The 24,209-nt window shown below is 63.4% G+C and carries 27 protein-coding genes; 11 read left to right on the top strand and 16 right to left on the bottom strand.

Annotated elements, in window-relative coordinates:
• Positions 1 to 116 precede the first annotated feature (116 nt).
• The gene (gene rpmE / locus ACWGTI_RS07380; protein WP_454586446.1) at positions 117 to 338 is read right to left on the bottom strand and encodes a 50S ribosomal protein L31; all 222 of its coding nucleotides are present in this window, start codon (positions 336 to 338) and stop codon (positions 117 to 119) included.
• 203 nt (positions 339 to 541) lie between these two features.
• Between rpmE and ACWGTI_RS07375 the strand changes: the two genes are divergently transcribed.
• Positions 542 to 2,344, top strand: coding sequence for an ABC transporter transmembrane domain-containing protein (locus ACWGTI_RS07375; RefSeq protein ID WP_454586445.1), 1,803 nt, complete (start codon positions 542 to 544; stop codon positions 2,342 to 2,344).
• A 21-nt stretch (positions 2,345 to 2,365) separates the two neighbouring features.
• On the opposite strand, the gene ACWGTI_RS07370 is transcribed toward ACWGTI_RS07375, so the two are convergent.
• Complete coding sequence (locus ACWGTI_RS07370) at positions 2,366 to 4,483, bottom strand: DUF3857 domain-containing transglutaminase family protein (RefSeq protein ID WP_454586444.1); 2,118 nt, start codon at positions 4,481 to 4,483, stop codon at positions 2,366 to 2,368.
• A 160-nt stretch (positions 4,484 to 4,643) separates the two neighbouring features.
• Positions 4,644 to 6,131 carry a carboxypeptidase M32 gene (locus ACWGTI_RS07365; protein WP_454586443.1) on the bottom strand — a complete coding sequence of 496 codons (1,488 nt, stop codon included), beginning with the start codon at positions 6,129 to 6,131 and terminating at the stop codon, positions 4,644 to 4,646.
• Between the two features lie 177 nt (positions 6,132 to 6,308).
• Here ACWGTI_RS07365 and ACWGTI_RS07360 point away from each other — a divergent pair, with 177 nt between their 5' ends.
• A complete protein-coding gene (locus ACWGTI_RS07360) occupies positions 6,309 to 6,662 on the top strand; it encodes a DUF1304 domain-containing protein (protein ID WP_454586442.1) in 354 nt (117 codons plus the stop codon).
• A 79-nt stretch (positions 6,663 to 6,741) separates the two neighbouring features.
• Here the strand turns inward: ACWGTI_RS07360 and ACWGTI_RS07355 are convergent, their stop codons facing one another.
• The 10 genes from ACWGTI_RS07355 to ACWGTI_RS07310 all read right to left on the bottom strand — a co-directional run bounded on the left by ACWGTI_RS07355 (position 6,742) and on the right by ACWGTI_RS07310 (position 15,073).
• Complete coding sequence (locus tag ACWGTI_RS07355) at positions 6,742 to 7,170, bottom strand: hypothetical protein (RefSeq protein WP_454586441.1); 429 nt, start codon at positions 7,168 to 7,170, stop codon at positions 6,742 to 6,744.
• Between the two features lie 238 nt (positions 7,171 to 7,408).
• Entirely contained in the window at positions 7,409 to 8,440 is a 1,032-nt protein-coding gene (locus ACWGTI_RS07350; RefSeq protein ID WP_454586440.1) for a peptidoglycan -binding protein, read from the bottom strand.
• Position 8,441: 1 nt separating this feature from the next.
• Positions 8,442 to 9,467 (bottom strand): MotA/TolQ/ExbB proton channel family protein, encoded by a 1,026-nt coding sequence (locus ACWGTI_RS07345; RefSeq protein WP_454586439.1) that lies wholly within the window; start codon positions 9,465 to 9,467, stop codon positions 8,442 to 8,444.
• A gap of 182 nt (positions 9,468 to 9,649) precedes the next feature.
• Positions 9,650 to 10,315, bottom strand: coding sequence for a PAQR family membrane homeostasis protein TrhA (gene trhA / locus ACWGTI_RS07340; RefSeq protein ID WP_454586438.1), 666 nt, complete (start codon positions 10,313 to 10,315; stop codon positions 9,650 to 9,652).
• Positions 10,316 to 10,461: 146 nt separating this feature from the next.
• Complete coding sequence (locus ACWGTI_RS07335) at positions 10,462 to 11,262, bottom strand: inositol monophosphatase family protein (protein ID WP_454586437.1); 801 nt, start codon at positions 11,260 to 11,262, stop codon at positions 10,462 to 10,464.
• 79 nt (positions 11,263 to 11,341) lie between these two features.
• Positions 11,342 to 11,908 (bottom strand): elongation factor P, encoded by a 567-nt coding sequence (gene efp / locus ACWGTI_RS07330; RefSeq protein ID WP_454586436.1) that lies wholly within the window; start codon positions 11,906 to 11,908, stop codon positions 11,342 to 11,344.
• Between the two features lie 162 nt (positions 11,909 to 12,070).
• A complete protein-coding gene (locus ACWGTI_RS07325; protein WP_454586435.1) occupies positions 12,071 to 12,208 on the bottom strand; it encodes a hypothetical protein in 138 nt (45 codons plus the stop codon).
• Positions 12,209 to 12,239: 31 nt separating this feature from the next.
• Positions 12,240 to 13,319, bottom strand: coding sequence for a tetratricopeptide repeat protein (locus ACWGTI_RS07320; RefSeq protein WP_454586434.1), 1,080 nt, complete (start codon positions 13,317 to 13,319; stop codon positions 12,240 to 12,242).
• Positions 13,320 to 13,365: 46 nt separating this feature from the next.
• Complete coding sequence (locus ACWGTI_RS07315) at positions 13,366 to 14,013, bottom strand: thiamine phosphate synthase (RefSeq protein WP_454586433.1); 648 nt, start codon at positions 14,011 to 14,013, stop codon at positions 13,366 to 13,368.
• 142 nt (positions 14,014 to 14,155) lie between these two features.
• Positions 14,156 to 15,073, bottom strand: coding sequence for a DMT family transporter (locus ACWGTI_RS07310; RefSeq protein ID WP_454586432.1), 918 nt, complete (start codon positions 15,071 to 15,073; stop codon positions 14,156 to 14,158).
• A 132-nt stretch (positions 15,074 to 15,205) separates the two neighbouring features.
• Here ACWGTI_RS07310 and ACWGTI_RS07305 point away from each other — a divergent pair, with 132 nt between their 5' ends.
• Entirely contained in the window at positions 15,206 to 15,643 is a 438-nt protein-coding gene (locus tag ACWGTI_RS07305) for an Lrp/AsnC family transcriptional regulator (protein WP_454572978.1), read from the top strand.
• A 22-nt stretch (positions 15,644 to 15,665) separates the two neighbouring features.
• Here ACWGTI_RS07305 and ACWGTI_RS07300 read toward each other — a convergent pair whose 3' ends face one another.
• Complete coding sequence (locus ACWGTI_RS07300; protein ID WP_454586431.1) at positions 15,666 to 16,124, bottom strand: N-acetyltransferase family protein; 459 nt, start codon at positions 16,122 to 16,124, stop codon at positions 15,666 to 15,668.
• A gap of 180 nt (positions 16,125 to 16,304) precedes the next feature.
• Here ACWGTI_RS07300 and ACWGTI_RS07295 point away from each other — a divergent pair, with 180 nt between their 5' ends.
• Positions 16,305 to 17,075, top strand: a complete 771-nt coding sequence (locus tag ACWGTI_RS07295) for a sulfite exporter TauE/SafE family protein (protein ID WP_454586430.1) — start codon at positions 16,305 to 16,307, stop codon at positions 17,073 to 17,075.
• 41 nt (positions 17,076 to 17,116) lie between these two features.
• On the opposite strand, the gene ACWGTI_RS07290 is transcribed toward ACWGTI_RS07295, so the two are convergent.
• Positions 17,117 to 17,668: a DUF2269 family protein gene (locus ACWGTI_RS07290; RefSeq protein ID WP_454586429.1), complete on the bottom strand. Its 552-nt coding sequence runs from the start codon at positions 17,666 to 17,668 to the stop codon at positions 17,117 to 17,119.
• Positions 17,669 to 18,338: 670 nt separating this feature from the next.
• Between ACWGTI_RS07290 and rcdA the strand changes: the two genes are divergently transcribed.
• The 7 genes from rcdA (at position 18,339) to ACWGTI_RS07255 (ending at position 22,932) form a co-directional block, all read left to right on the top strand.
• Positions 18,339 to 18,869, top strand: a complete 531-nt coding sequence (gene rcdA / locus ACWGTI_RS07285) for a protease adaptor protein RcdA (RefSeq protein ID WP_454586428.1) — start codon at positions 18,339 to 18,341, stop codon at positions 18,867 to 18,869.
• Positions 18,870 to 18,936: 67 nt separating this feature from the next.
• On the top strand, positions 18,937 to 19,446 hold the full coding sequence (gene ruvC / locus ACWGTI_RS07280) for a crossover junction endodeoxyribonuclease RuvC (RefSeq protein WP_454586427.1): 510 nt from the start codon (positions 18,937 to 18,939) through the stop codon (positions 19,444 to 19,446).
• Positions 19,447 to 19,502: 56 nt separating this feature from the next.
• A complete protein-coding gene (locus tag ACWGTI_RS07275) occupies positions 19,503 to 19,772 on the top strand; it encodes an AbrB/MazE/SpoVT family DNA-binding domain-containing protein (protein ID WP_454572984.1) in 270 nt (89 codons plus the stop codon).
• Positions 19,750 to 20,169 (top strand): type II toxin-antitoxin system VapC family toxin, encoded by a 420-nt coding sequence (locus ACWGTI_RS07270; RefSeq protein WP_454586426.1) that lies wholly within the window; start codon positions 19,750 to 19,752, stop codon positions 20,167 to 20,169. Before ACWGTI_RS07275 ends, ACWGTI_RS07270 begins: the two co-directional genes overlap by 23 nt.
• 22 nt (positions 20,170 to 20,191) lie before the next feature.
• Positions 20,192 to 20,812, top strand: coding sequence for a Holliday junction branch migration protein RuvA (gene ruvA / locus ACWGTI_RS07265; RefSeq protein WP_454586425.1), 621 nt, complete (start codon positions 20,192 to 20,194; stop codon positions 20,810 to 20,812).
• A gap of 43 nt (positions 20,813 to 20,855) precedes the next feature.
• The gene (ruvB, locus tag ACWGTI_RS07260) at positions 20,856 to 21,893 is read left to right on the top strand and encodes a Holliday junction branch migration DNA helicase RuvB (protein WP_454586424.1); all 1,038 of its coding nucleotides are present in this window, start codon (positions 20,856 to 20,858) and stop codon (positions 21,891 to 21,893) included.
• Between the two features lie 136 nt (positions 21,894 to 22,029).
• Positions 22,030 to 22,932 carry a metallophosphoesterase gene (locus tag ACWGTI_RS07255; protein ID WP_454586423.1) on the top strand — a complete coding sequence of 301 codons (903 nt, stop codon included), beginning with the start codon at positions 22,030 to 22,032 and terminating at the stop codon, positions 22,930 to 22,932.
• Positions 22,933 to 22,935: 3 nt separating this feature from the next.
• Here ACWGTI_RS07255 and ACWGTI_RS07250 read toward each other — a convergent pair whose 3' ends face one another.
• On the bottom strand, positions 22,936 to 24,186 hold the full coding sequence (locus ACWGTI_RS07250; RefSeq protein WP_454586422.1) for a glycoside hydrolase family 5 protein: 1,251 nt from the start codon (positions 24,184 to 24,186) through the stop codon (positions 22,936 to 22,938).
• Positions 24,187 to 24,209: the final 23 nt, after the last annotated feature.

The raw sequence follows: 24,209 nt of genomic DNA, 5'->3' as shown, positions 1-24,209 counted from the left end.
CGAGCGCTTGAAACTCGCACTGTGTCTGGACATGCAAAACCCCCGAAGGTTGTGTCCAACTTTCGGGGGTCAGTTCACGAAGGCGGGTTTTTTCAAAATCTGCAGGCGTATCCAGCTTAGAGGCCGAAACCTTCGAAGCGTTTCTTGAACTTCGACAGGCGGCCGCCGCGGTCGAGCAGGGTCTGCTGGCCGCCGGTCCAGGCCGGGTGCGTGGTCGGGTCGATATCGAGGTTCATCGTATCGCCTTCGTTGCCCCAGGTCGAACGGGTCATGTATTCGGTGCCATCGGTCATGACGACCTTGATGGTGTGGTAGTCGGGATGGATGTCGGCCTTCATTGTCGTGTTTCCTGGCTTGTGCGCTGCCGACGGGCCGGTGGCCTGCGTCGATGCGCCCCTTTTTAAAACTCGAAGCCGCAGCTATTGAAAGCCACGGCTTCTAAAACGGTCGGCGAGCCTATACATCAGCCGGAATTGAATCACAAGGCCGCGGCAGGCGCATATTGAAAGCGACGGCCTGGAAGCAGCCAGAGGAAACGGTCATGGCGGATATCAGCGGCGAGCAAGACGAGCGCAGACGCTCGCTCGGACCGCTCAGGCGGCTCTATCCCTACATCGCCCGCTACCGCAAGCTGGTCATCGGCGCCGTCATTTCGCTCGCCATTGCGGCGGCGACGACGCTGACGCTGCCGCTTGCGGTGCGGCGCATGATCGACCACGGATTTACCCCGTCCGGCACCACCTTCATCGCCGAGTATTTCGCCGCTTTGGTGGCGATGGCCGCGCTTCTGGCTGCGGCATCGGCCGGCCGCTACTATTTCGTCATCACGCTCGGCGAGCGGGTTGTGGCCGACATCCGCAGCGATGTGTTTTCGCATGTCACGACGCTGTCGCCAGCCTTTTTCGACACCGCGCAATCGGGCGAGATCGTCTCACGGCTCGCAGCCGACACGACGCAGGTGAAATCCGCTGTCGGCGCGACGGCCTCGGTGGCGCTGCGCAACGTCATCCTCGGTCTCGGCGCGGTGGCGATGATGATCGTCACCAGCCCGAAACTGTCCGGCTTGGTCATCGCGGCCATTCCGGTGATCGTGCTGCCGCTGGTCGCCTTCGGCCGCTCGGTCCGGCGCCGATCGCGGCAGGCGCAGGATACTCTGGCGCAAGCAACCGCCTATGCCAGCGAGCAGATCGGCGCAGTGCGTACGCTGCAGGCCTTCACCAACGAAACGCTGGTCACCGGGCGGTTCTCGGCCGCGGTGGAGGCTGCCTTCCAGGCGGCGCGTTCGTCGATCTTCGCCCGCTCGCTGCTCACCTTCTTTGCCATCTTCATGATCTTTTCCTCGGTCGTGGCGGTGCTGTGGTTCGGGTCACGCGACGTGCTCGCCGGCACGATGTCGCCCGGCACGCTCGGCCAGTTCCTGCTCTATTCGGTGTTTGCCGCCGGCGCGCTCGGCGCGCTGTCGGAAGTCTGGGCCGAGCTCTCCCAGGCGGCAGGTGCTGCCGAAAGGCTGACCGAGATCCTCGACGAGAAGCCGGCAATCCTGGCGCCTGCGAGGCCGCTGCCGCTGCCAGCCAAGGCGAAAGGCGCGATCAGCTTCGACGATGTCTCCTTCTCCTATCCGGCAAGGCCGGACCGCGCCGCCGTCCATGGCTTGAGTTTTCAGGTCAAGCCGGGCGAGACCGTGGCGATCGTCGGCCCTTCGGGCGCCGGCAAAAGCACGGTCTTTTCGCTGATCCTGCGTTTTTACGATCCCGAGACCGGCCACATCGCCATTGACGGCGTCGACGTGCGCGAGGCCGATCCGGCCGATGTCCGGGAGCGTATCGCGATTGTGCCGCAGGATGTCACCATTTTTGCCGCGAGCGCGCGCGACAATATCGGCTTCGGCCGGCCGGGCGCCTCAAATGCCGAGATCGAGGCGGCGGCCAGGGACGCACTGGCCGACGAGTTCATCCTGAAACTCGACAAGGGCTATGATGCCCAGGTCGGCGAGCGCGGCGTGACCTTGTCCGGCGGCCAGCGCCAGCGCATCGCGATTGCGCGCGCCATCCTGCGCGACGCGCCGATCCTGCTGCTCGACGAGGCGACCTCGGCGCTCGACGCCGAGAGCGAGACGCTGGTGCAGAAGGCGCTGGAACGGCTGATGCAGGGCCGCACCACCATCGTCATCGCCCACCGGCTGGCAACGGTGCTGAAGGCCGACCGCATCCTGGTCATGGATGGCGGCCGCATCGTCGAGGAAGGCACGCATCAGAGCCTGGTCGCCAAAGGCGGCATCTATGCCCAACTGGCCAAGCTGCAGTTCGAAACCGGCGCCAGCGCGTTCAGGGGTGCTGCGGAGTAGGCGCTGCCGCGCAGATAGAGTTCAGCCGCGGGCAGGCTGGCGTCGCCCGCGCCGGACAGCGATGAATACCGGGACGCCGACGAACAAGGTCAAGAGGAACATGCTGGCGATGATCTGTCGCTGCTGCGTGTCCGGATCGCTGACCTTCACCTCGGCTGGCGGGGGGTCGACGTAGGTAAAGTCATACTCCCACTGAACGTCCTTAGAGATGTCCTCGACGGATTTCAGGTAATCCGCAATCACGTTGGCGGGGACTTCGCTCGCCAGCGTCTGCAAATTCCATTCGGCGCGGAATTCGGTTGCTGTGTTGCTCCACGACGTCTTCAGCGACACATAGGGTGTCACGATGTTTTTTATGTCCTCGCCGGAAAACCGCGCCTTGAGGTTGCGCACCGTCACGCTGTGTCGACGGTAATACGGAACGCCAAGGGATATGGGGCCGCGGCGGCCGACGATGGTCGGGGTCGGGAGATAGTTGCCGAGATCCGCCGCCTGGACAGGAAAATTCTTGGCAAGGTCGTTGGCGGCCAGCGCCTGCGCCGGCAATGAATAGCTCTCTTTCACGCTGACGATGTTGCCGTCGCGTCGGTCCAGAATTTCCAGCTTTGCGGTGCTTTGAATGCCCGGATACTGCTTGCTGTAATATTTCAGGTAGTTGTCCGACATCTCGGTCAGCGACTGGCCAGCCAGCCTGTTGCGCATCGAGTCGGCGTCGGCGCCTTCGTACATGGAAAAGACCGTCAGCGACAACGGATCGCCCGGCTTCTCGGGAAAGTCGAATTCCTCGGCGACCTGGATCGATGGGCTGGTGAGCTCCGGGGTCGGCATCTTCTCCAATCCGCCGGTGCTGGAAAGCGGCAGCGCGAACCCATAGTCGGCCTGCGCAAGATTGTATGCCTTGCCACCCTGGAGGTCATTGGTGGCATCCAGCCAGTATGTCTGGGTTCCGATCTTCGCCTTGACGATGGCATGGTCGAAATCGCGCAGCGCCGGCAGGTGCTGGTCCAAGGCCCGCCCATGGTCGAGATCGGCCAGGGCGACTTCGGCAGAAATGCCGAGTCGCACAAGCGACGAGGCAAGCAGCAATGCCTTGTCCTTGCAATCGCCAAAGCCGCTTTGCAGGACAGTCGCTGGATCGCGCGGAACATAGGATCCCGCACCGATCGACAGGCTGACATAACGGATCTGGTCCTGCACCAGCCGCGTCGCCTGGATCATCCGGTCTTCGGCGACGGGATGCTTGACGGCGATGTCGTCGAGCTTGGCTGCGAAATCGGCGGGAAAATCGGTCACCGGCCTGTAGTGGGGCGCTATGGCGTCGACGACGCTTTGCCAGTCTGCGGTTGAGGCCACGTCGACGGAGCCCCAGGCTGGGTACTGCACCGGCAGGTTGTCCTCGACCTTGACCGGTTCGGGATTGCGGATCTCCCACAAATAGATCGTGTCCGATCCCGACGATGAGATTACCGGCTTGAGTTCCGTTCCCCTTGCCTTGATCTGAAGCGGCTGACCGGCGGGCCAGGTGATGTTTGCGCGAATGAGCGCCACCGGCTCTTCCCACTCGGTCGCAAAGCTGAAGAAGAAAAGATCCTTGCCGACAAGCGGCGTGATTTCGTAGGTCGTCGCATAGTCGACAATGTCACCGACACGCACATCTTCGACGTTGACATGGGCCGTCAGCCAGCCGTCGTACAGGCCTTTCTCGGCGTCCTTTTCCTGCCTGAAAATATCGAATTTCGTGCTTGCCAGCCGGTCGATCACGGCGCCATCGCGGATGATGCGCAAATGGTTCAAGGTGACTTTGTGGCGCGACGGATCGAACTGCAGGTTGATCCCGGCGCCCTGCTCAAGGCCGGGCCGGTCGACGATCTTGTAGACCGTGCGCGAGTACTGGTCGTAGCCGCCGCTGCGATGGACGATCTGGTCGTCCGAGAGCAGCCACGAGATGCCGTTCCTGATCTGGTCGGATCGGGTGGCGTCAGCCGAGGGAACATCGATCAGCCTGGTCCAGGCCGGCGCCGGTCCGACAAGGACCACGTCGTCGGACAGGGCCGGAGAACTCAGGTTGATCAGAAAGAGGGCGAGGCCGATGAGCCGCCAGCAAGACTTGATCACACGAAAACCAATACACGCCGACATCCAGCTTCGCCAACTCTAGACCGGTTCAGCGTTTCACGGAAATGCTGAACCGCTCTATCCCTTTGTTTGGACGCAATTCCAAAAACAACTCTTTTTCAGAGGCTTTCCGGCAGAAGTAAAGCCCATCGGCCGATGTTTTTGGGGCCTGCAGCAGCCGGAACTAGTCGGCCCCGTAGCGCTGCTTCAGATGATTGGTGAAATGCGCGGCATTCAGTTTCTCGCCCGTGGCGCGCTCGAGCAGTTCGGGCGTCGACCAGCGCGAGCCCTGCGACCAGATCTTGTCGCGGCGCCAGTCGTTGATGGCGGCGAAATTGCCCTTGGCAAGATCGTCGTCGGCAGAAGGATGCTCGCTGGTCAGCGCCGCCCATTGCTGCGCCGCCATCATCGCGCCCAGCGTATAGGACGGGAAATAGCCGAAGGCCGCACCTGGCCAATGCACGTCCTGCATCGGCCCGTCGGCCGGGTTGTCGATGGTCGACAGGCCAAGATACTCCCGCATCTTGGCGTCCCACGCCTCTGGCAGGTCGGCGGCCCGCAGCCGCTCCGAGACAAGCTCCTGCTCCAGCTCGTAGCGCAGGATGACATGCAGCGGGTAGGTGACCTCGTCGGCGTCGACGCGGATCAGGCCGCGCTCGACCCGATGCACATGCGGCAGGATGTCGTCGAGCGACCAGGCTTCGCCGAGATACTTTTCGACCACGGGCAGCGCCCAGCGCCAGAATTGCGGGTTGCGGCCGATCTGCTTTTCGACGAACAGGCTCTGACTTTCGTGCACGGCCATGCCGCGTGCCTTGCCCAGCGGCCAGTGCGCCCAGGCCTTCGGCAGGTTCTGCTCGTAGAGCGCGTGGCCGGTCTCGTGCAGCACGCCCATAAGCGCCGACAGGAAATCGGAAGTCTTGTAGCGGGTGGTTATGCGCACGTCGCTCGGCACGCCGCCGCAGAATGGGTGATGCGACACCGACAGCGAGCCATGGGTGAGGTCGAAGCCGACCGCCGCCATCATGGCGAGGCCAAGTTCGCGCTGTTTGTCGATCGGATAGCTGCCGGAGAGCGCCTTCAGCGGGCGCTTGGCCAGCCGTGCTTCCTGCACGGCCAACGCCTCCGGCACGAAGCCCTTCAGAAAGGTCTTCAGCTCGGTGAAGACCGGCGTGATGTCGGCGGCGCGGTTGCCGGGATCATATTGCTCCATCAGTGCGTCGTAGGGATCGAGGCCGAGCGCTTCGGCGCGCAGCGCTGCCTCCTCGCGCACCAGCGCGATGACACCTTCGAGTGCCGGAAGGAAGCCGGCCCAGGCATTCTTGGCGCGCAGGTCACGCCAGAGTTGCTCGGAGCGCATGCGCGCCACCGTCTGGCGCTCGACGAATTCGACCGGCAGGCAGGTCAGGTTGGTGTATTGCCGGCGCAATTCCCGGACCGCCGCCTGCTGCTCCTCGTTCAGCACTTCTTGTTCGGCGGCGGCGAGCCAGTCGGCGATTTCCGGCGCCGTCGCCCGGGCATGCAGCATGCCGGCAAGCGAAGACATGGCTTCGGCGCGCTTCTCTCCGCCACCGACTGCCATGTGGGTCGCCTCGTCGGCGCCGAGGATGGCGAGCGCATGTTCCAGCGCTTCGAGCTTGTGGCCGAGATCATCGAGTTTCTGAAAGGACATGGCAGGTTCCGCGTTTTGGACGGCGGGAAAAGATACCAATGCGGCGGCATTGGCAACCCTGCACAAGTGCCGGTTAGCGGGCGTCGGTTGATGCGCGCAACGCGGTGCAACCTTGCATGCCGTGCCGCCCGTGCTCAATATGGCCCGACGGCGTGATGCCGTCTGGGGGAGAAAGACATGATCGCCAATATGCTGGTGGGGCTGGTGGCGCTGGTCCACTGCTACATCGTCTATCTGGAGATGGTGGCATGGGATACGCCGCGTGGCCACAAGGCGTTCAACCTCAAGCCGGACTTCGCCAGTGCCTCGAAGGTGCTGGCCGCAAATCAGGGGCTTTACAACGGCTTCCTTGCCGCCGGGCTGATCTGGGGCCTCTATCTCGGCGCGACCGGTTTCCAGATCAAGGTGTTCTTTCTGGCTTGCGTTGCCATCGCCGGGCTCTATGGCGCGGCGACCGCCAGCAGGAAGATCCTGTATATTCAGACCGTGCCGGCGGTGCTGGCGCTCGCTGCGCTGTGGCTCGGCTGGTAACAAAAAGGACGCCCTTGGGGCCAGGTCCCTCGGGCGTCAGACAGTTCCTTCCTCACTCTCGAGATATCAAGAGCGGACCTCAGCCGTTCGGATAGTGGCCGCCGTCGGAGCCATCGCCCATCAGGAAGCCGCTGCCGGTATCGACCATCAGCTTCTGGTTGACGTTGTCGAGGCGGCGCAGCAGGTCGTGGTACTGCGCAGCCGGGATCCTGCCATGGTCCGAACCGGCGACCCGTTCGGCGGCCTGGCTGATATGCGCGGCGCGCTGATGCAGCCGTTGCGCCTCGGAGGTGGAGATGCTGTTGGCCGCACGCGCGTCGGTGATGCCCTGGTCGACGCCCCGTATCTGCTCGATCAGGCCGGTCACGCGCGGACCGGTCATGTCGGTCGGGTCGCTGGCATCGAGGGCGCCCTTGCTGTGGTGGCCGGCGGCATAGGCGCCGGTAAACGGTATGGCGATCAGAAGTGTTGTGAAAGCTGCAGTCCTGAGAGTCTTCAAAGGGCGCATGATGTGCGTCTCCTCCTGCTGTGGAAGGGGCGAGCGCTTCGCTCCACCTTCCCGACGCGGGCCGTCGCGTTCCGTCGCGTCGCGATGGCAGGCATCGCCGGCGGTTCTCGGCCCTGCGCGGCAAATTAGGAGGCCAGAAACGCGAAGTGTAATTAAAAAAAGATAATGTTTTCAGGCCTTGCCGAGGCTGCCCTGCGCCCTAGAGTTGAGCCGACGAACAAATTCGCGTGACTAAAAATCACCGTTCGGTGAGCTTCAGTTCAATGCGGCGGTTCTTGTTGCGGGCATCTTCGGTGTCGGCGGGGTCGAGCGGCTGGAATTCGCCGAAGCCGGCTGCGACCAGTCGGTTGGCGGGCACGCCATTCTCGATCAGGTATTTGACCACCGAGGTCGAACGCGCCGTCGACAGCTCCCAATTGTCGCGGTAGCGGCCGGTGCCGGACAGTGGCTTGTTGTCGGTGTGGCCGTCGACGCGCAGCACCCAGTTGATCTCCGGGGGAATTTCCTTTTGCAGTTCGATGATGGCGTCGGCGAGCTTCTTCATCTCGACCTTGCCCGCATCGTTGATCACTTCGGAGCCGGTCGGGAACAGCACTTCCGACTGGAAGACGAAGCGGTCGCCGACGATGCGGATGTTCTCGCGATCGGCGAGGATTTCGCGCAGGCGGCCGAAGAAGTCGGAGCGGTAGCGGTTCAGTTCCTGTACGCGCTGCGCCAGCGCGACGTTCAGCCGGCGGCCGAGATCGGCGATCTTGGTGTTGGAATCGCGGTCGCGCGTTTCAGAGACGTTGAGGGCGTCCTCGAGCGCGCCGATCTGCTTGCGCAGTGCCGCGATCTGCTGGTTGAGGATCTCGACCTGGCTCAGCGCCTGCTGGCTGATCTGGCGCTGGTTGTCGAGTTCGCCGCCCAGTTGAGCCGCACGCTGGTTGGCGGCGTCGCCGGCGCCCGCACCTTGCGCCAGCAATTGCTCCAGCCGGCTCTTTTCTGCTACCGCCGCCGACAGCGACGCCTGCAGATTGGCCAGCGAATCGTCCTTGTCCTGCGTCGTCGAACGCTCCAGCGCCAGAAGCTGGGTCAGCTCGTTGATCTGTGAATTGAGGCGTGTGAGCGCGGTATCCTTGCCGGAGAGCTCGCGGCCGAGCAGGAACTGCGCCAGCACGAAGACGGTGAGCAGGAACATGATGGCGAGCAGCAGCGTCGACAGCGCATCGACAAAGCCCGGCCAATAGTCGATGCGGCGGTCGGTGCGCCGGCCCCTGGCGAGCGCCATGCTAATGCACCCCGGGTTTCTTCAGCGCGTCGGCGATCTTTTCCAGCGTGTTGCGCATCGCCTTCTGCTCGTCCGACTGGGCTTCCACCCAGTCGCGCATGATCTGCTGCTCGGAGCGCATGTTCTTGACCAGGCCGGAAATGCCGTCGGCGAGATTGGCCATCGCGGTGGCGACGCGCGGATTGGAGCCGCCGCCGTTTTCCTGCATGCTGCGCAGCCGTTCCGACAGAAGGCGGATCTCGTCGGAAGGTTCGCTCTTGGCCGGATCGGCAACGACGATGTCGGAGGAGAGATCGGTGACCGAAGACAGCCAGTTTTCAAGCTCGGTGTAGAAGCGGGTCTGGGCGCGGCCGGCCTGCAGGTCGAGGAAGCCGAGCACCAGCGAACCGGATAGACCGAACAGCGAGGACGAGAAGGCGGTGCCCATGCCGGCCAGCGGCGCCGACAGCCCCTGTTTGAGCGAATCGAGCACGGCGGCGGCGTCGCCGGTGCCGGGGTCGAGCGCTTCGATGGTCTCGCGGATCGAGCCGATGGTGTTGAGCAGGCCCCAGAAGGTGCCGAGCAGGCCGAGGAACACCAGCAGTCCGACAAGGTAGCGCGAGGTGTCGCGGCTTTCGTCGAGGCGGGTGGCGATCGAATCCAGCATGGTGCGCATCGAAGACGTCGAGAAGGCCACCGTCGACGAACGGCCGATCATCGCCTTCATCGGCGCCAGCAGCACCGGCTCGGTGGTTTCGGAACCGGCGCGGAAGGAGTTGACCCAGCGCACTTCGCGAAACAGCCGTCCGACCTGTGTGAAGGCAAGCAGGATGCCGACCACAAGCACGCCGACGATCAGGCCGTTGAGGCCGGGATTGCTGCCGAAGGCGGTCGAGATCTGGCGGGTGAGGATGGCGGCGATGAAGGCGACGATGACCAGGAAGATGACCATGGTCAGGAGGAAAACCTGCGGGCTCGACAGTTTGTGCGGATCGTACATCAGGACATCAGAACGCCTGCCCACGCCGAAGGATCTGAGAAAAGCCATCCGTGCCCCGTTTCCGATGCTCTTATTTGCCTTGACGCAATTCCGAACGGGAAACCGCTCACAATTTCCCTGGAGTTGCTCCAGTGCCGCCGATCACGTAATTCGCGACTCTAAACGGAATTGTGACCAAATTGAATGGTGCTTGGCAATATTGCCCGACAGACCGGGCGGCGCTGCGCCGTTTAGAGGCGGTTGATGACCAGGCAATCGACCATGGCGGCAAGATGCAGTCCGGCGCCGGTGATGACAAAACCGTGCCAGACGGCATTGTGGAAGCGCAGCCCCTTCCAGGCGAAGAAGATGACGCCGCACGAATAGACGATGCCGCCGGCGACGATCAGCGCGATCGACGTCGTCGGCAACGTCGCGACCAGCGGCTTGACCAGAACTATGCCGCTCCAGCCGATGGCGAGATAGAAGACGATGGCCAGGCGGTCGAAGCGGCCGGGCAGGAACACTTTTATGGCGATGCCGGTCAATGCCGCGGTCCAGACAAGGACAATCATCGGCAGCGCCAGCGGCGAGCCGTCAAGCTGGGCCAGAAAGGGCGTGTAGGTCGCGGCGATCAGGAGATAGATCGCGGCATGGTCGAACCGCCGCAAGATCCATTTCGCCGGCGACGTCACCGGCCACAGATTGTAGGTCAGCGAAACCGACAGCACGGTCAGCAGCGACACCACAAAGAAGACGGCGGCGATGTATTCGCCGGGGCCGGCATGGAAGGCGGCCAGCGCCAGCAAGGCCGAGCCCGCAGCTATCGCCAGCACGATGCCGACCGCATGGACGATGCCGTCGGCGATCATCTCCGCACGCGAATAGTGCCAGCGCCCGACAAACGGGATCTCCATTGGGGGGATCTCAATTGGCGATTCTGGCGGGGATAGCGGCGGCATGCGCGAAGTCCTGCATCGCTCCCTATCTGGGCGGTCGCCGGGCAGTATTTCAAGCTTTGGTTGCGGTTTTACGACTGCGGCGCTTCAGCGCGGCACTCCTGTCAGCGTGCGGAAAGCGGCTTCTTCACCGCCTTGAGCAGCGCGCGCTGAATGACTTCATTGCCGGCAACGACCGAGCCGTTATCCAGCATGTCCTGGCCGCCATCCATGTCGGAGACGAAGCCGCCGGCTTCGCGGACCAGCAGCAGGCCGGCGGCAATGTCCCAGGCCGACAGGCCGGTTTCCCAGAAACCGTCCATGCGGCCGGCGGCGACTAAGGCGAGATCGAGTGCGGCGGAACCCAGGCGGCGCACGCCCGAGACCTCGGCCATCACATTGCGCAGTTCGACGAGGAAATTGCCGTGCTGGCCGCGGCCGAGGTGTGGCACGCCGCAGCCGATAACGCAGTCGGTCAGCTTGCTGCGGCCGGCAACGCGAAGCCGGCGATCGTTCATGAAGGCGCCGCCGCCGCGCTCGGCCGTGTAGAGTTCGTCCATTGCCGGATTGTAGATGACGGCAGCGACGAGCTGGCCCTGGCGTTCCAGCGCGATCGAGATGGAAAAGATCGGGATGCCGTGCAGGAAATTGGTGGTGCCGTCGAGCGGGTCGACGATCCAGCGGTGCTGGTCGTCGTCGCCTTCGACCGCGCCGCGCTCTTCCATCAGGAAGGCATAGCCCGGCCGCGCCTTCGACAGTTCGGCAAACAGGATGTCCTCGGCCTTGCGGTCGGCCTGGCTGACATAGTCGCCAGGCCCCTTCATCGACACCTGCAGGTTCTGCACCTCGCCGAAGTCGCGCGACAGCGAGCGGCCGGCCTTCATGGCGGCCTGGACCATGACATTGAGAAGTGCTGAGCGTGCCATCGTATTTCTTCCTGCTTCGTACCTTGGTCTTGATGCATGTCGGTGACCCGGAACCGGGGCCACTTTTGGGCGACATGCATCAGTCAGCGCGACGCATGTAGGTGAGTTCGTTGGTGTCGACGACGATGCGTTCGCCGGCGCCGATGAATGGCGGCACCAGGACTCGGATGCCGTTTTCCAGAACCGCCGGCTTGTAGGAGGACGCCGCCGTCTGGCCCTTCACCACCGGGTCGGCCTCGGTGATGGTCAGCGTCACCTGATCCGGCAGCGAAATGCCGATTGGCCTTTCCTCATAGAGCTGGACCGTCACCATCATGCCGTCCTGCAGGAAGGCGGCACGGTCGCCGACAAAATCCTTCGCCAATTCGAGCTGCTCGTAGCTCTGGGTGTCCATGAACACCAGAGCGTCGTCCTGTGCGTAGAGGAAGGAAAAATCCTTCAGATCGAGCCGGATCTGCTCGACGGTCTCGGCCGAACGGAAGCGCTCATTGAGCTTGGTGCCGTTGATCAGGTTCTTCAGCTCGACCTGGTTGTAGGCGCCGCCCTTGCCGGGCTTGACGGTGTTGGTCTTGACCGCCACCCAGAGCCCGCCATCGTGCTCGATGACATAGCCGGGACGGATTTCGTTGCCATTGATCTTGGCCATGATGATGTTGATCCGGGAATGAGATGGTCGCTGGACAAGCGATTTCGGGCCCCCAAGACCACAAATCCCCCAAAGAGGCAAGGGAGCGGGCAGGTCGGCGCCGACCGGAAGGCATCGATATCAGCAAGTCGGGTACTGGATGCGGCGCCGACGCAGACACTATCAGCCGTGCTGATTGACGACCGTACCGACCGCTTCGGCGATGGCGTAGGCGACCTTCGCCAGCCGATGGATATGCGGCGATCGCAGGGCGACGCCCTGCAGGGACAGGTCGATTGCCCCCGTTTCGACAAGCGTCACGCCCTTCGGCAGCTGTTTGCCGAAAAAGGCGTCAGGGCAGGCGGTTTGCCTTCTGCAGCACCTGCTTGGTCTGGTCGTCGGCCAGCCCTTGCAGGAAATCGTCCATCTCCGGGTCGATTAGGCCGGCGCGGCGGGCGACCACGTACCAGGCCCCGGCCAGGACCAGGTCGGGATCGGTGCCGATGCCGCCCATATAGAGCTTTGCCAGACGGTTCTGGGCGGCGACGTTGCCGCCTTCGGCCGCCTGCTTCATCCAGTTGAAGCCGGATTTCAGGTCGCGAACACCGCCGCGGCCCTCGATCATCCAGGCGGCAAGATCGATCTGCGCGGTGTCGTAGTTCTGCCTGGCAGCCTGCGCCAGCAGGCGGCGCGCCTTTGCGTCGTCGCGTTGCTTGCCGCCGACGCCATTGGCATACACCTGCGCCATCGCATACTGGGCATCGGCAAGGCCGGTCGCCGCGGCGCGCTCATAATAGGGCACGGCCCTGGCGATGCCGGCATCGCCCGGATCCTGCTGAACCAGCAGCTGCGCGAAGTTGAACTGCGCCAGGCGGTTGCCGGCCTCGGCAGCGGCCTGCATCAACGCATACGCGCCCTTCTCGTCCTTCTTGACGTAGCGGCCATCGAGCAGCATCAGCGCATATTGGAATTGCGATTCCGGGATGCCCTGCTCGGCGGCCTGCGCATACCATTTGGCGGCCTCGGCAGGATTGAGCGGCACCCCCAGCCCGCGCGACAGGATCTCGGCCACCAGCGTCTGCGCCGCCGGGTCGCCATTCTGGGCCCGCACCAGCGCCAGATTGTAGGCGGTCTTGTAGAGGCCGCGCTGGAAAGCGCCGTAGGCAGGGTCCGCCGGCTTGGCGCCGAAGCGCTCGGGATTGATGGCGTCGGCCGAGGGCAGCGGAGCGGTCGTCGCGGGTTGCGGCAGCGGGGTTTCGATCGGCTTGTCGACATGAACCCCGGAATCGGTGGCATCGGCCTTAGGGGCACCGGCCTTTGCGGCACCCGCATCGGGGGCGCCCGTAGCCGGCGCGCTGATGTCGGGTGTGCCGGTATCGGGCCTCGGCTGCGGCAGAGGAACGGTTTCCGCCGCAATCGCTGCACCGCTCATCAAGGCCGCAACGAGAATCGCGAGAGGAAGTCCGGGACGGCGCACGTCAGTCCTCGAAGCGCGGCGCGGTTTGGTCGAGCAGCATATTGGCGGCAGCAATCGCCGCCTTCGGATCGACGCCGTCGGCGAAGACAGCGCTGGACAGCGCCACGAATTCGGCACCGGTGTCCGCCACCGCCTCGACCGAGGCCAGTTCCGATCCGGCCATGACGATGCATGGGATCTGGATCATGTCGGCCCACCAGCGGCCGAGCGACAGATTGCGCGGATGCGGCTCCGGCTTGTTGTCGTAGCCGAAGCGGCCGAAGAAGATGTAATCGGGCCTGGTTTCGCCGAGCTCCAGCGCGTCGTCGCGCGTCTTGGCGCCACCGGCGCCGACCATCATCTTTCCCTGGAAGTGTTCGATGGTCTCGGCGAGTGCGTCCTTGGAGACCTCGACATGAATGCCGTCGGCCTGAACGCGGCCGGCGATGCGGGTGTCGCCGGCGATGATGACGGCGATGCCGGCCGCCTGCGCCGCCGGCACGATCTGTTCCGCAAAAGCCTGGAAGGCAGCCTCGTCCATGCCGTTCTCGGGCAGGATCAGCGAAGCGACATCGCCGCCCTCGAAGGCCGCGGCGATGCGCTCGGCCGGCGCGTCCTTGGGCGCGATCAGCACGATGCGGCAGCGGTTGGGGGGTGTTGCGTCGTTCATTGGCTTTCGATCCCGGGTTTCGCCTATGCCGGGCGAAGATGGTTGCATTGCGGCATAGAGCAAACCGCCCGCCTTGAACAGGCGGGCGGGGATCGATGCTATGGCTTTGGTTTACTACCGCAGGAGGCGGTCGCCCGGCCGCTCATTTGACGGCTTGCGGGCTTTCGGCCGGCTGTTTGGCTTTCCACAATGTCCAGCCGAGATTCATGCCTGCGGCCGCGATCAGGATGGCGGCGGCGCCGACGAGCTGGGCCGGGTGCAAACGGTGGCCGAAGGCAACGACATCGACCAGGATCGCCACGACAGGGTAGATGAAGGACAGCGACCCCTGCAGATGCGTCGGCAGTTTCTGGATGGCGCCATACATCAATATGTAGACCAGGCCGGTGTGGACAACGCCAAGCGTGACCAGCATGGCCCAGCTCCAGGTGTCGGCAGGCAAATGGGAAAGGTTGGCAAAGGGCGCCAGCATGACGACGCCGACGCAGACCTGGATCAGCGCGATCAGATGTGGCGGGGTGCCCTTGAGCTTCTTGGCGACGATTGCGGCGACAGCCCAGAAGAAGGCGGCGCCAAGCGCCATGACGATGCCGATGACATAATCGGTGCCGGTGATGCCGGAGCCGAGACCCGCATCAGGCCCTGTCTGCACGATCAGCAGCATGCCGGCGAAGGCGATACCGAGCCAGGTCAGCTTGGCCAGGGTCAGCCGCTCGCCGAAGAACAGCGCACCGAAGCCGACCAGCATGAAGGGCTGGGTGTTGTAGACCGCCGTGGCGATGGAGATCGAGGCGCGGGAGAAGGCGCTGAACAGCAACAGCCAGTTGATGACGATGGCCGCGCCCCCGAGCGCGGCAATGGCAAGAATGCGCAACGTCAGCCTGCCGCGCAGCAGCCCAAGTGCGGCACAGGTGATGAGCAGCGCCACCGCGCCGAAAGCGCAACGCCAGAACACCACGTCCATGACGGGCTGACCCGACATGACGACGAACCAGCCGATCGTGCCGATGATTGTCATCGCCGCCGTCATCTCGATCGTGCCGCGCACCGTGCTGTCCATGGGGATACCTCTGCAAGCTGTTGAGGCTTGATAATCTCATGCGCGGCAGAGGGTTTATATGCGTTGCTAAAGGTGATATGCGATGGTTGCCTTATTTAATAAGGCCTATGTGCCGTTTTCCGGAGAATTGAAATGCTGGACGAGCTGGACAGGAAACTTCTCGACATACTGGTCAAGGATTCCCGGACCTCGCTGAAGGAGCTGGCGAGCCAGGTCGGGCTGTCGTCGCCAAGCGTCTCGGAACGGCTGCGGCGGCTTGAGGAACGCGGCGTCATCCGCGCCTTCACCGTCGAGATCGATCCTGAGGCCTTGGGCTATCCGCTGCAGGCGATCGTGCGCGTGCGGCCGCTGCCCGGCAAGCTGCACATCGTGCAGCAGCTGATCGAGGAGATTCCCGAATTCGGCGAGTGCGACAAGGTCACCGGCGACGACTGTTTCGTGGCCCGGCTCTACGTGCGGTCGATGGGCGAGCTCGACAAGCTGCTCGACCGCATCGCCGACAAGGCCGAGACCAGCACCGCCATCATCAAGGCGCAGCCGATCCGCCGGCGCCCGCCGCCGCTGGGCTAAGCGGCTTTCCTGGAATTGCTCTCTAAAGCTCCAGCTTGTAGCCGATGTGGCTGGCCTTGAAGCCGAGCCGATCGTAGAAGCGATGCGCGTCCTGGCGGCTCTTGTTGGTGGTCAGCTGGACAATCTTGCAGCCGCGTGCGCGGCACTGTTCGATCGCCCATTCCAGCATGCGCTGCCCCAGCCTTTCGCGGCGCCGATCGGCGGCAACGCGGACAGCCTCGATCTGGCCGCGCCAAGCGCCCTGCTGCGACAAGCCGGCAAGATAGCTGATCTGCAGCGTGCCGATCACCTCGCCGTTGGCCGTCATGACGGCCAGAGACTGGTTGGGGTCGGCGTTCACAGCCGCAAAGGCATCGAGATAGGCCTTGGCCAGCGGTTCGCTGGCGTCTTCGCGGCTGCGTCCGAGGGAATCGTCCGCAAGCATGGCAACGATGGCCGGAAGATCGGTTATCTCGGCGCGACGGATGTGGATTTCGCTCATTGTCAAAACCCCTGGTGCGTAGGGATGGCGACGTTATGCATCGGCGGCAGCCCTGCCGCAAATCGGGAAACGGCGAATTACGCACAGTTGATCGCCGTTGCCGCAATTTTCGCTGTCGCGGCGCACGGGTTTGTGGGCTATTGCAGGGGTCACTGTCTTCCCTCCAGCCGCCTTCATCCCATGTCAGGTCTGCTCGGCGATCCGTGGTTTTATGCCGCCGCCATTCCGGCGGTCATTCTTGTCGGCCTGTCGAAAGGCGGCTTCGGCGGCGCCGTCGGCTTCGTCGGCGTGCCGCTGATGGCGCTGGCCATGCCGCCGGTGCAGGCGGCCGCCATCCTGCTGCCGATCCTGTGCCTGATGGACATCGTTTCGGTGTGGACGTGGTGGGGCGTCTATGACCGCAAGATGCTGGTCGACATGATGCCGGGCGCGCTGATCGGCATTGGGCTGGGCTGGCTGACGGCAGCCCTGGTTACCGAAGAAATGGTGCGGCTCATCGTCGGCGCTGTCGCGCTGATCTTCGTGCTGCGCTGGCTCTATCTGCAGTTCCGCCACGGTTCCGACCATGCGGCGGCGCCCAACCGCATCGCCGCCGCCTTCTGGGGCACCGTTGCCGGCTTCACCAGCTTCGTCGCCCATGTCGGCGGACCGCCATTCCAGGTCTATGCGCTGCCGATCCGGCTCGACCCGAAGGTGTTGTCCGGAACATCGGCGATCTTCTTTGCCGCCACCAATGCGCTGAAGCTGATCCCCTATTTCGCGCTTGGCCAGTTCGACACCGCCAACCTGACGGCGTCCGCCGTGCTGATGCCGCTGGCGCCGCTGGCTACCATTGCCGGCGCCTGGCTGGTGCGGCGCATGCGGCCGGAAATCTTTTATCCCTTCACCTATGCGACCGTGGCCGTGGTCGCGGTCAAGCTGCTGTGGGACGGAATCGCCGGCCTGTTGTAGAGGAGAGGCAACCATGCGGCCGCCTTCACCATCTGCCGCAATCAGGCGGCGCTCGGCGTGAGGCGCCGGTTGCCACCAAAGGCCAGCATGGCACCTGCAAGGATGACCACTGCCATGGCGGCGATGATTCCGAAGTCATTCGCGGTTGGTTTAAGTACCATGTCGGCGATGACCGCCAGCATCACCGCATAGTCGAAGCGCGCCGCGATCGTCATGCGCTGTGCCATGGCTAGGACAGCAGGCGAGACGCCCTCCTTGGCAATCATAGCCCCCAGACGCTCGCCGATCGGTTTGAAGATGAACATGCCGATTGAGAAGGTTGTGGCGTAGCCGATGAGACCAATGACGATCCATAGATCGGCGAAGCCGACCCAGAAGCTGCACATGATAAGGCCGAAGATCAGGGTCAACATTGACATCGGCGCGAAAAACCGGCCGCCCAACTGTCCGCTGGCGCGTATCGCCTGCAACTTTTCCTCGACGCTGCCGGCACGCTCGGCAAGCACTCCCAGCAGAAACAGTACGAACCCGCCGCCGACCCACAAAATGGCTGTGACGACGTGGAGGAATTTGACGATCGAATACCAGTCCATAGGTTTCTCCTGGGCAGTTCCGATGGGTTGCGGCGGCACGGATTTGCGCGCGACGGTGTGAGGAGCGGGCGTTTAGCGCAACGTGTGTTTCGGAACGATGTCGCGTCGGCGCTCCAGCCTGTTACCGCAGTTTGATCACTCATGTGGCCGCAAGCCTGTGACGGCACGCCCGAATGCCAGACGGGCGGTCATTTAAAAACCGGACAGGCTCTCTCGATGGGGCTTATTTGGGAATGCTGCTCTTCGCCTTCATTTCCTTGCCGGCTATCTGGAAGCAGGCTTGAGCAAGCTGACGATTACGTCCCGAAGGCCGTTGTGCTGATACGGCACAGAAGGGCAGCGGTCGATCAAGAAATATCCGCGCCGTTAAGGGTTCATTAAGCTTTACAGGTGTTTACTATGTGCATCCAGTTATCTGGATTCTTACCGAGTGGTTGGAGCCACTTCGTTTGACGCCTCCCTGTTAAACTCCTGAGAGCCGCCTTATCCGCGGCTCTTTTTTTGTTCGCATTTTGGGCTGCCTCGCGCCCATGCGCCGGCGTTAACCGTTTGTTAAACATGTGCTTGCCTTCACCAGCGGTGAAGCGCATTTTCAAGCCTCAGTCATCTAGGGTGCCGGCGTGACGGCGAAGAAGCCGAATCAGCCGACGGGGCAGTGCAGGGGCGTACGATGAACGAGCCTTCGAAAGGCAGCGCGAAAACCATCAAACTGGCGGAACGCCGGGTTTTCTCCCAATCCTTCAAACCGCTTTACCAGGAAGGCATGGGCCTGGTTGAGCAGGCAGCCGAATATCTCGACGGCAAGGGCCGGGCCGAGGCGAAAAAGCTGTCCAGGCTGGCGGCGACGCTCTATGCGGCCGAATCGATGCGGCTGACCACCAGGCTGATGCAGGTTGCCTCCTGGCTGCTTTTGCAGCGGGCGGCGAATTCCGGCGAGATGACCCGCGACCAGGTCGCTTCGGAAAAATCCAAGGTGCGTCTCGACACCGCGTCGGCGTATGACGAAGCGGTCGGCTGGAACGAACTGCCGAAGGATTTCCTCGACCTCGTCACCCGTTCGCTGCGCCTGCAGGCGCTGGTGCGCCGCATGGACGAGGAGATTTATGGCGGCGCGTTCGCCGAAACGCCGCCCGCCGTCCGCCGCGTCAATCCGGTTTCCGACCAGATCACGCTGCTGAACACGGCTTTCGCCCGGGGTTAAACGCCTCCCGTTTCCGGTTTGTTCACATTTCGCTGGCATCGCTGTCCGCCGGAGGTAGACTTGGCGGATGGGGGAAGCGATTCGCATCATCGGTATCGACCCGGGGCTTAGGCGCACCGGCTGGGGCATCGTCGAAAGCCTCGGCAATTCGCTGCGCTTCGTCGGCTCGGGCACTGTGCGCTCAGACGACAAGGCGGCGCTGGCGACTCGGCTTTGTCAATTGCATGACGGATTGGCCGAGATCCTGCATGCGGCCATGCCGCACGAAGCGGCCGTCGAGCAAACCTTCGTCAACAAGGATGCGGTGGCGACACTGAAGCTCGGCCAGGCGCGCGGCATAGCCATGCTGGTGCCGGCGCGCGCGGGCCTTGTCGTCGCCGAATACGCGCCCAATGCGGTCAAGAAGGCCGTGATCGGCGTTGGCCATGGCGACAAGAAACAGATCCATATGATGGTCAAGGTGCTGTTGCCGAAAGCCACGTTCGACACCGAACATGCCGCCGACGCGCTGGCCATCGCCATCTGTCACGCGCATCACCGGCAGAGCATCGCTTACAGGATGGCGATTGCCGGCTAGGTATGTTCTTGACTTGTTCACGGTGTAGCGATAAGTAATACCTCAGAGGTATTACCATGCGCGTCACCACCAAGGGGCAAGTCACAATCCCAAAGCAGATACGGGACCATCTAGGCATCGGGCCGGGTTCCGAGGTGGAATTCGTGGCGACGGACGAAGGTGCTCGTCTTGTAGCGGTCAACGAAAACCTGTCGGAAGAGGAGGTTTCCCGCAGGTTCAGCGAGTTGCTTGACCGGATGGAGGGATCCCTGGATCTGGGCGGTATGAGCACCGACGAATATATGGAGTGGTTAAGGGGGCCGCGTGAAGAACTCGACGTTGATTGACACCAATGTTCTCATCGACGTCTGGGGACCGGCTGGACCCAATACAAAATGGTCGGCGTCGGCGATCGTTTCCTGCCGTCGCGATGGGGCATTGGTGGTCAACACGATTGTCTGGTCCGAGCTTGCGCCGCTGATAGCGACGGAGACCGCGCTTCGAAAGGCAGTCGATATGCTCGAGATGGATCGGGAATCTCTACCTTGGGAGGCGGCATTTCTCGCCGGCGTCACCCATTCCCGTTATCGCCGGGCCGGCGGCGTGCGGGAGCGCACTTTGCCTGACTTCTTCATCGGTGCTCATGCGACCGTTGCCGGTCATCGGCTTTTGACCCGCGACGCCGCGCGCTACCGCAGCTATTTTCCCGACCTCGACATCATCTCTCCGGAAACCCATTCATGAAGTCCTCGATGAAAGATCTGGCATGATCGGCAAGCTCAAGGGCTCGCTGGACGAGGTCGACGAGGATTTCTGTCTCGTCGACGTGCATGGCGTCGGCTATGTCGCCTATTGCTCGGCGCGTACGCTGGCTTCGCTGCCTCCGCCGGGCGAGGCGGTGGTGCTGTTCATCGAGACCTATGTGCGCGAGGACATGATCCGGCTTTATGGCTTTCAGTCGGTGCTGGAGCGCGAATGGTTCCGGCTCTTGATGAACAATGTGCAAGGCGTCGGCGCCAAGGTGGCGCTGGCCATCCTGTCGACGCTGGCGCCGGCCGACCTCGCCAATGCCATCGCGCTGCGCGACATCGCCATGGTCAGCCGTGCGCCGGGCGTCGGCAAGAAGGTGGCCGAGCGGATCGTCACCGAATTGAAGAACAAGGCGCCGGCCTATGCCGGAACCGCCTCCGGCACGATCGGCCTCAAGCAGGAGCTCGGCGAGGGCGTGGCGCCGGCGCCGATCACCGACGCCGTCTCGGCGCTGGTCAATCTCGGCTATTCGCGCGACACGGCAGCCAACGCGGTGGCGGCGGCGCTAAAGACGGCCGGCGAAGATGCGGATGCCTCGAAGCTCATTCGTTTCGGGCTGAAGGAACTGGCGCGGTGAGCGGTTGCTTGTCCCGTACTTTGCCCTGTGCGAGGAAGGCGGCATGAGTCTTTCACCCCGCCTCATTACGCCGGAAAAGCACGGCGAGGATGCCGAGCAGACGTTGCGGCCGCAGACGCTCGCCGATTTCGTCGGACAGGCGGCGGTGCGGGCCAATCTCAAAGTCTTCATCGAGGCCGCCAAGGGCCGCAGCGAGGCGCTCGACCATGTGCTGTTCGTCGGCCCGCCGGGGCTCGGCAAGACGACGCTGGCGCAGATCATGGCGCGCGAGCTGGGCGTCAATTTCCGTTCGACCTCTGGCCCGGTCATCGCCAAGGCCGGCGATCTCGCGGCTCTCTTGACCAATCTTGAAGACCGCGACGTGCTGTTCATCGACGAGATCCACCGGCTCAATCCGGCTGTGGAGGAAATCCTCTATCCGGCGATGGAGGATTTCCAGCTCGACCTGATCATCGGCGAGGGACCGGCGGCGCGCTCTGTCAAGATCGACCTTGCCCGCTTCACGCTGGTCGCCGCCACCACGCGGCTCGGTCTGTTGACCAACCCGCTGCGCGACCGTTTCGGCATTCCGGTCAGGCTAAATTTCTATTCGGTCGAGGAACTGGAGCAGATCGTGCGCCGCGGCGCACGTATCCTGCAAATGCCGCTCGGCGACGATGGCGCGCTGGAGATCGCGCGCCGCGCCCGCGGCACGCCGCGCATCGCCGGCCGGCTGCTGCGCCGCGTGCGCGATTTCGCGTCCGTTGCCGGCGACGGTCATGTCGACAAGCAGATTGCCGACGAAGCCCTGACGCGGCTTGAGGTCGACGCGCTCGGCCTCGATGCGCTCGACCGCCGCTACCTCTCGATGATCGCCCGCAATTTCGGCGGCGGCCCGGTCGGTATCGAGACCATCGCCGCCGGCCTGTCCGAGCCGCGCGACGCCATCGAGGACATCATCGAGCCCTATTTGATCCAGCAGGGCTTCATCCAGCGGACGCCGCGCGGCCGGGTGCTGACCGCCAACGCCTGGCGCCATCTCGGCCTCGATGCGCCGAAGGACCTGGCACAGCAGCAGATCAACCTGTTCCAGGAAGAGTAACGGAGATTTGTTCTTCGCAACGGTTTGTCTGCGCAGAATCTCCTAAGCTCCGCCAGCGTGAAGGCGCATTCCTGGATTTTATGGAGCGTCGCAATGTCGGCGCGGACCGCTCCGATCAAGCGCCGGAGCCAGGAAAGTGATCACCAGACGCGGGTTCCTGAAATTCGTCGGGGGTTCGTTCCTCTCATTTGCTTCGCTGAGCGCCTATGCGGTTGGCATCGAGCCGATGCTGTTGACCCATGTGAAGCGCTATCAGCTGACGCCGCCGCATTGGCCGGCGGGTCTGAAGCTGCGGGTCGCGGTGCTTTCCGACATTCATGCGTGCCGCCCCTGGATGACGCCGGAGCGGATCGCTTCGCTCGCCGCCGAGGCGAATGCCCTCAAGCCGGATGTGATCCTTATGCTTGGCGACTATCCGGCCGGTACACGCCTGGTGACGGGCTGGGTGGATGCGTCGGAGTGGGCGCCGGCACTTTCTGGCCTCGAGGCGCCGCTCGGCGTCTGGTCGATCCTCGGCAACCATGACTGGTGGGAAGACCGTACCGCCCAAAGGGCCGGCGCCGGACCGACGATTTCACGCAAGGCGCTGGAGGCCGTCGGCATTCCGGTGCTGGAAAACGATGTCGTGCGCCTGGAAAAGGACGGGCACGGCTTCTGGCTTGCCGGTCTTGCGGATCAGTTGGCATTGCTCCCCGGCCAGGCCTGGGGCCGGAGCCGTGGCAAGGGCCTGGACGATCTCGACGGCACGCTGGCCAAGATCACCGACCAGGCGCCCGTCATCCTCCTCGCACACGAGCCTGACATTTTTCCGAAAGTGCCTTGGCGGGTTTCGCTGACGCTGTCGGGCCACACCCATGGCGGACAGGTCAGGCTGTTCGGCTATTCGCCGGTGGTGCCGTCCCGCTTCGGCAATCGTTTCGCTTATGGCCATGTCGTCGAGAACGACCGCAACCTGATTGTATCAGGCGGGCTCGGCTTCAGCATCGCACCGGTGCGGTTCGGTATGCGCCCGGAAATCCTGCAGATAGACCTCGGCTAACTGCTAATGGAGCGACCGGATCGCATCCATCACAGCAGGTTCGGCCTTCTCGCCGTTGAAGGCGTCGACGATGCCGAAGGCCCCGCCAAAACTCCACACCGACCATGAGAAGCCGTGTGCCTCGGCACGCGCGATCATGTCCTTGACATAGGCGGCGCGGTATTGCGGCGGCATCACATAGGGGTTGCCATATTCCTGGCGGATCATGCCGAATTCGCCGAGCGTGATATTTTCCGGCTTGATGGCGTTGGCCTTCGCCCACGCCTCGACTTTTTCGAACGGCGCATCCATGACGCCGAGCAACTTTTCGTTCGTGTCCATGCTGGCCACCTGCTCGTCGAGATAGGCGAGCAGGCCGTTTCGCCTGGTCCACGGCGCCTCAGCCCTCATCTTGGCGCGGATCGCATCCAGCGTTGCATCGAGTTCGGCACGCGGTACCGCAGTCAGCGGATAGGGCAGGCCGGTGACATAGGGGATGAAGTCGCCGGCCCAGGTGGCGCCCTGATGTGTCAGCAGGAACGGGTCGTAGGAGTGGAAGGTCCAGATGATGTTGTCGTCGGGGATCGACTTCGGGTCGATCCTGACCAGCGAGGCCGCGTTGGAATAGCAGGCGCCGGTGAGGATAAGCGTCAGCCTGGTGGCCGAGGCGCGCGCGGCCGCGAACAGCTTCTGCTGACGCTCCGGCCAGAGGCTGGTGCCATCGCTGTCGCAGTCGACGATCGGTTCGTTCATCGGCTCGAAAGCGACCTGCGTAGGGTCCTCGGTACCAAGCGTGCGCGCCATTTTGCGGATGACCTCGACATAGGCGTCGAAGGTGGCGGGATCGTCCATCACCTGGCCCATGCCGATCTGGCGGCCACCACCAGCCGGGATGAGGTGCATGTCGACGATCACTTTCAGGCCGGCCCGATTGATCATGCGTGCCGAGTCCCGCACGCTGGCATAAAGGTCGTCGCGCAGCGCCAGCGTCTGGTCCGACATAAACGGCGAAGGATCGACCGGCATGCGCAGGAAGTCGAAGCCGGCGGCCTTCAGCGTCTTGAGGTCATCCTCGTTGAGGAACTTGCGCCATTCCGGATAGGGCAGGATGGCCTTGGGATCGTTCCATTTGTCTTCCCCGACCCAGGTCGTCCACTGGTCGAGGTTGAGGCCGCGCTTCATCGAAAAGCTTGCGGTGTGGCCGGGCAGCGCAGACGCCGCCAGCACCAGCAGCGCCGCCATCAAGGTCTTGATCATCGCCGTCAACAGTGCCATCCGGTTTGCTGCGCTGGTGATTT

This window comes from Mesorhizobium sp. ArgA1 (genome assembly GCF_053714375.1).
This window is presented reverse-complemented; position numbering and strand designations above follow the sequence as displayed.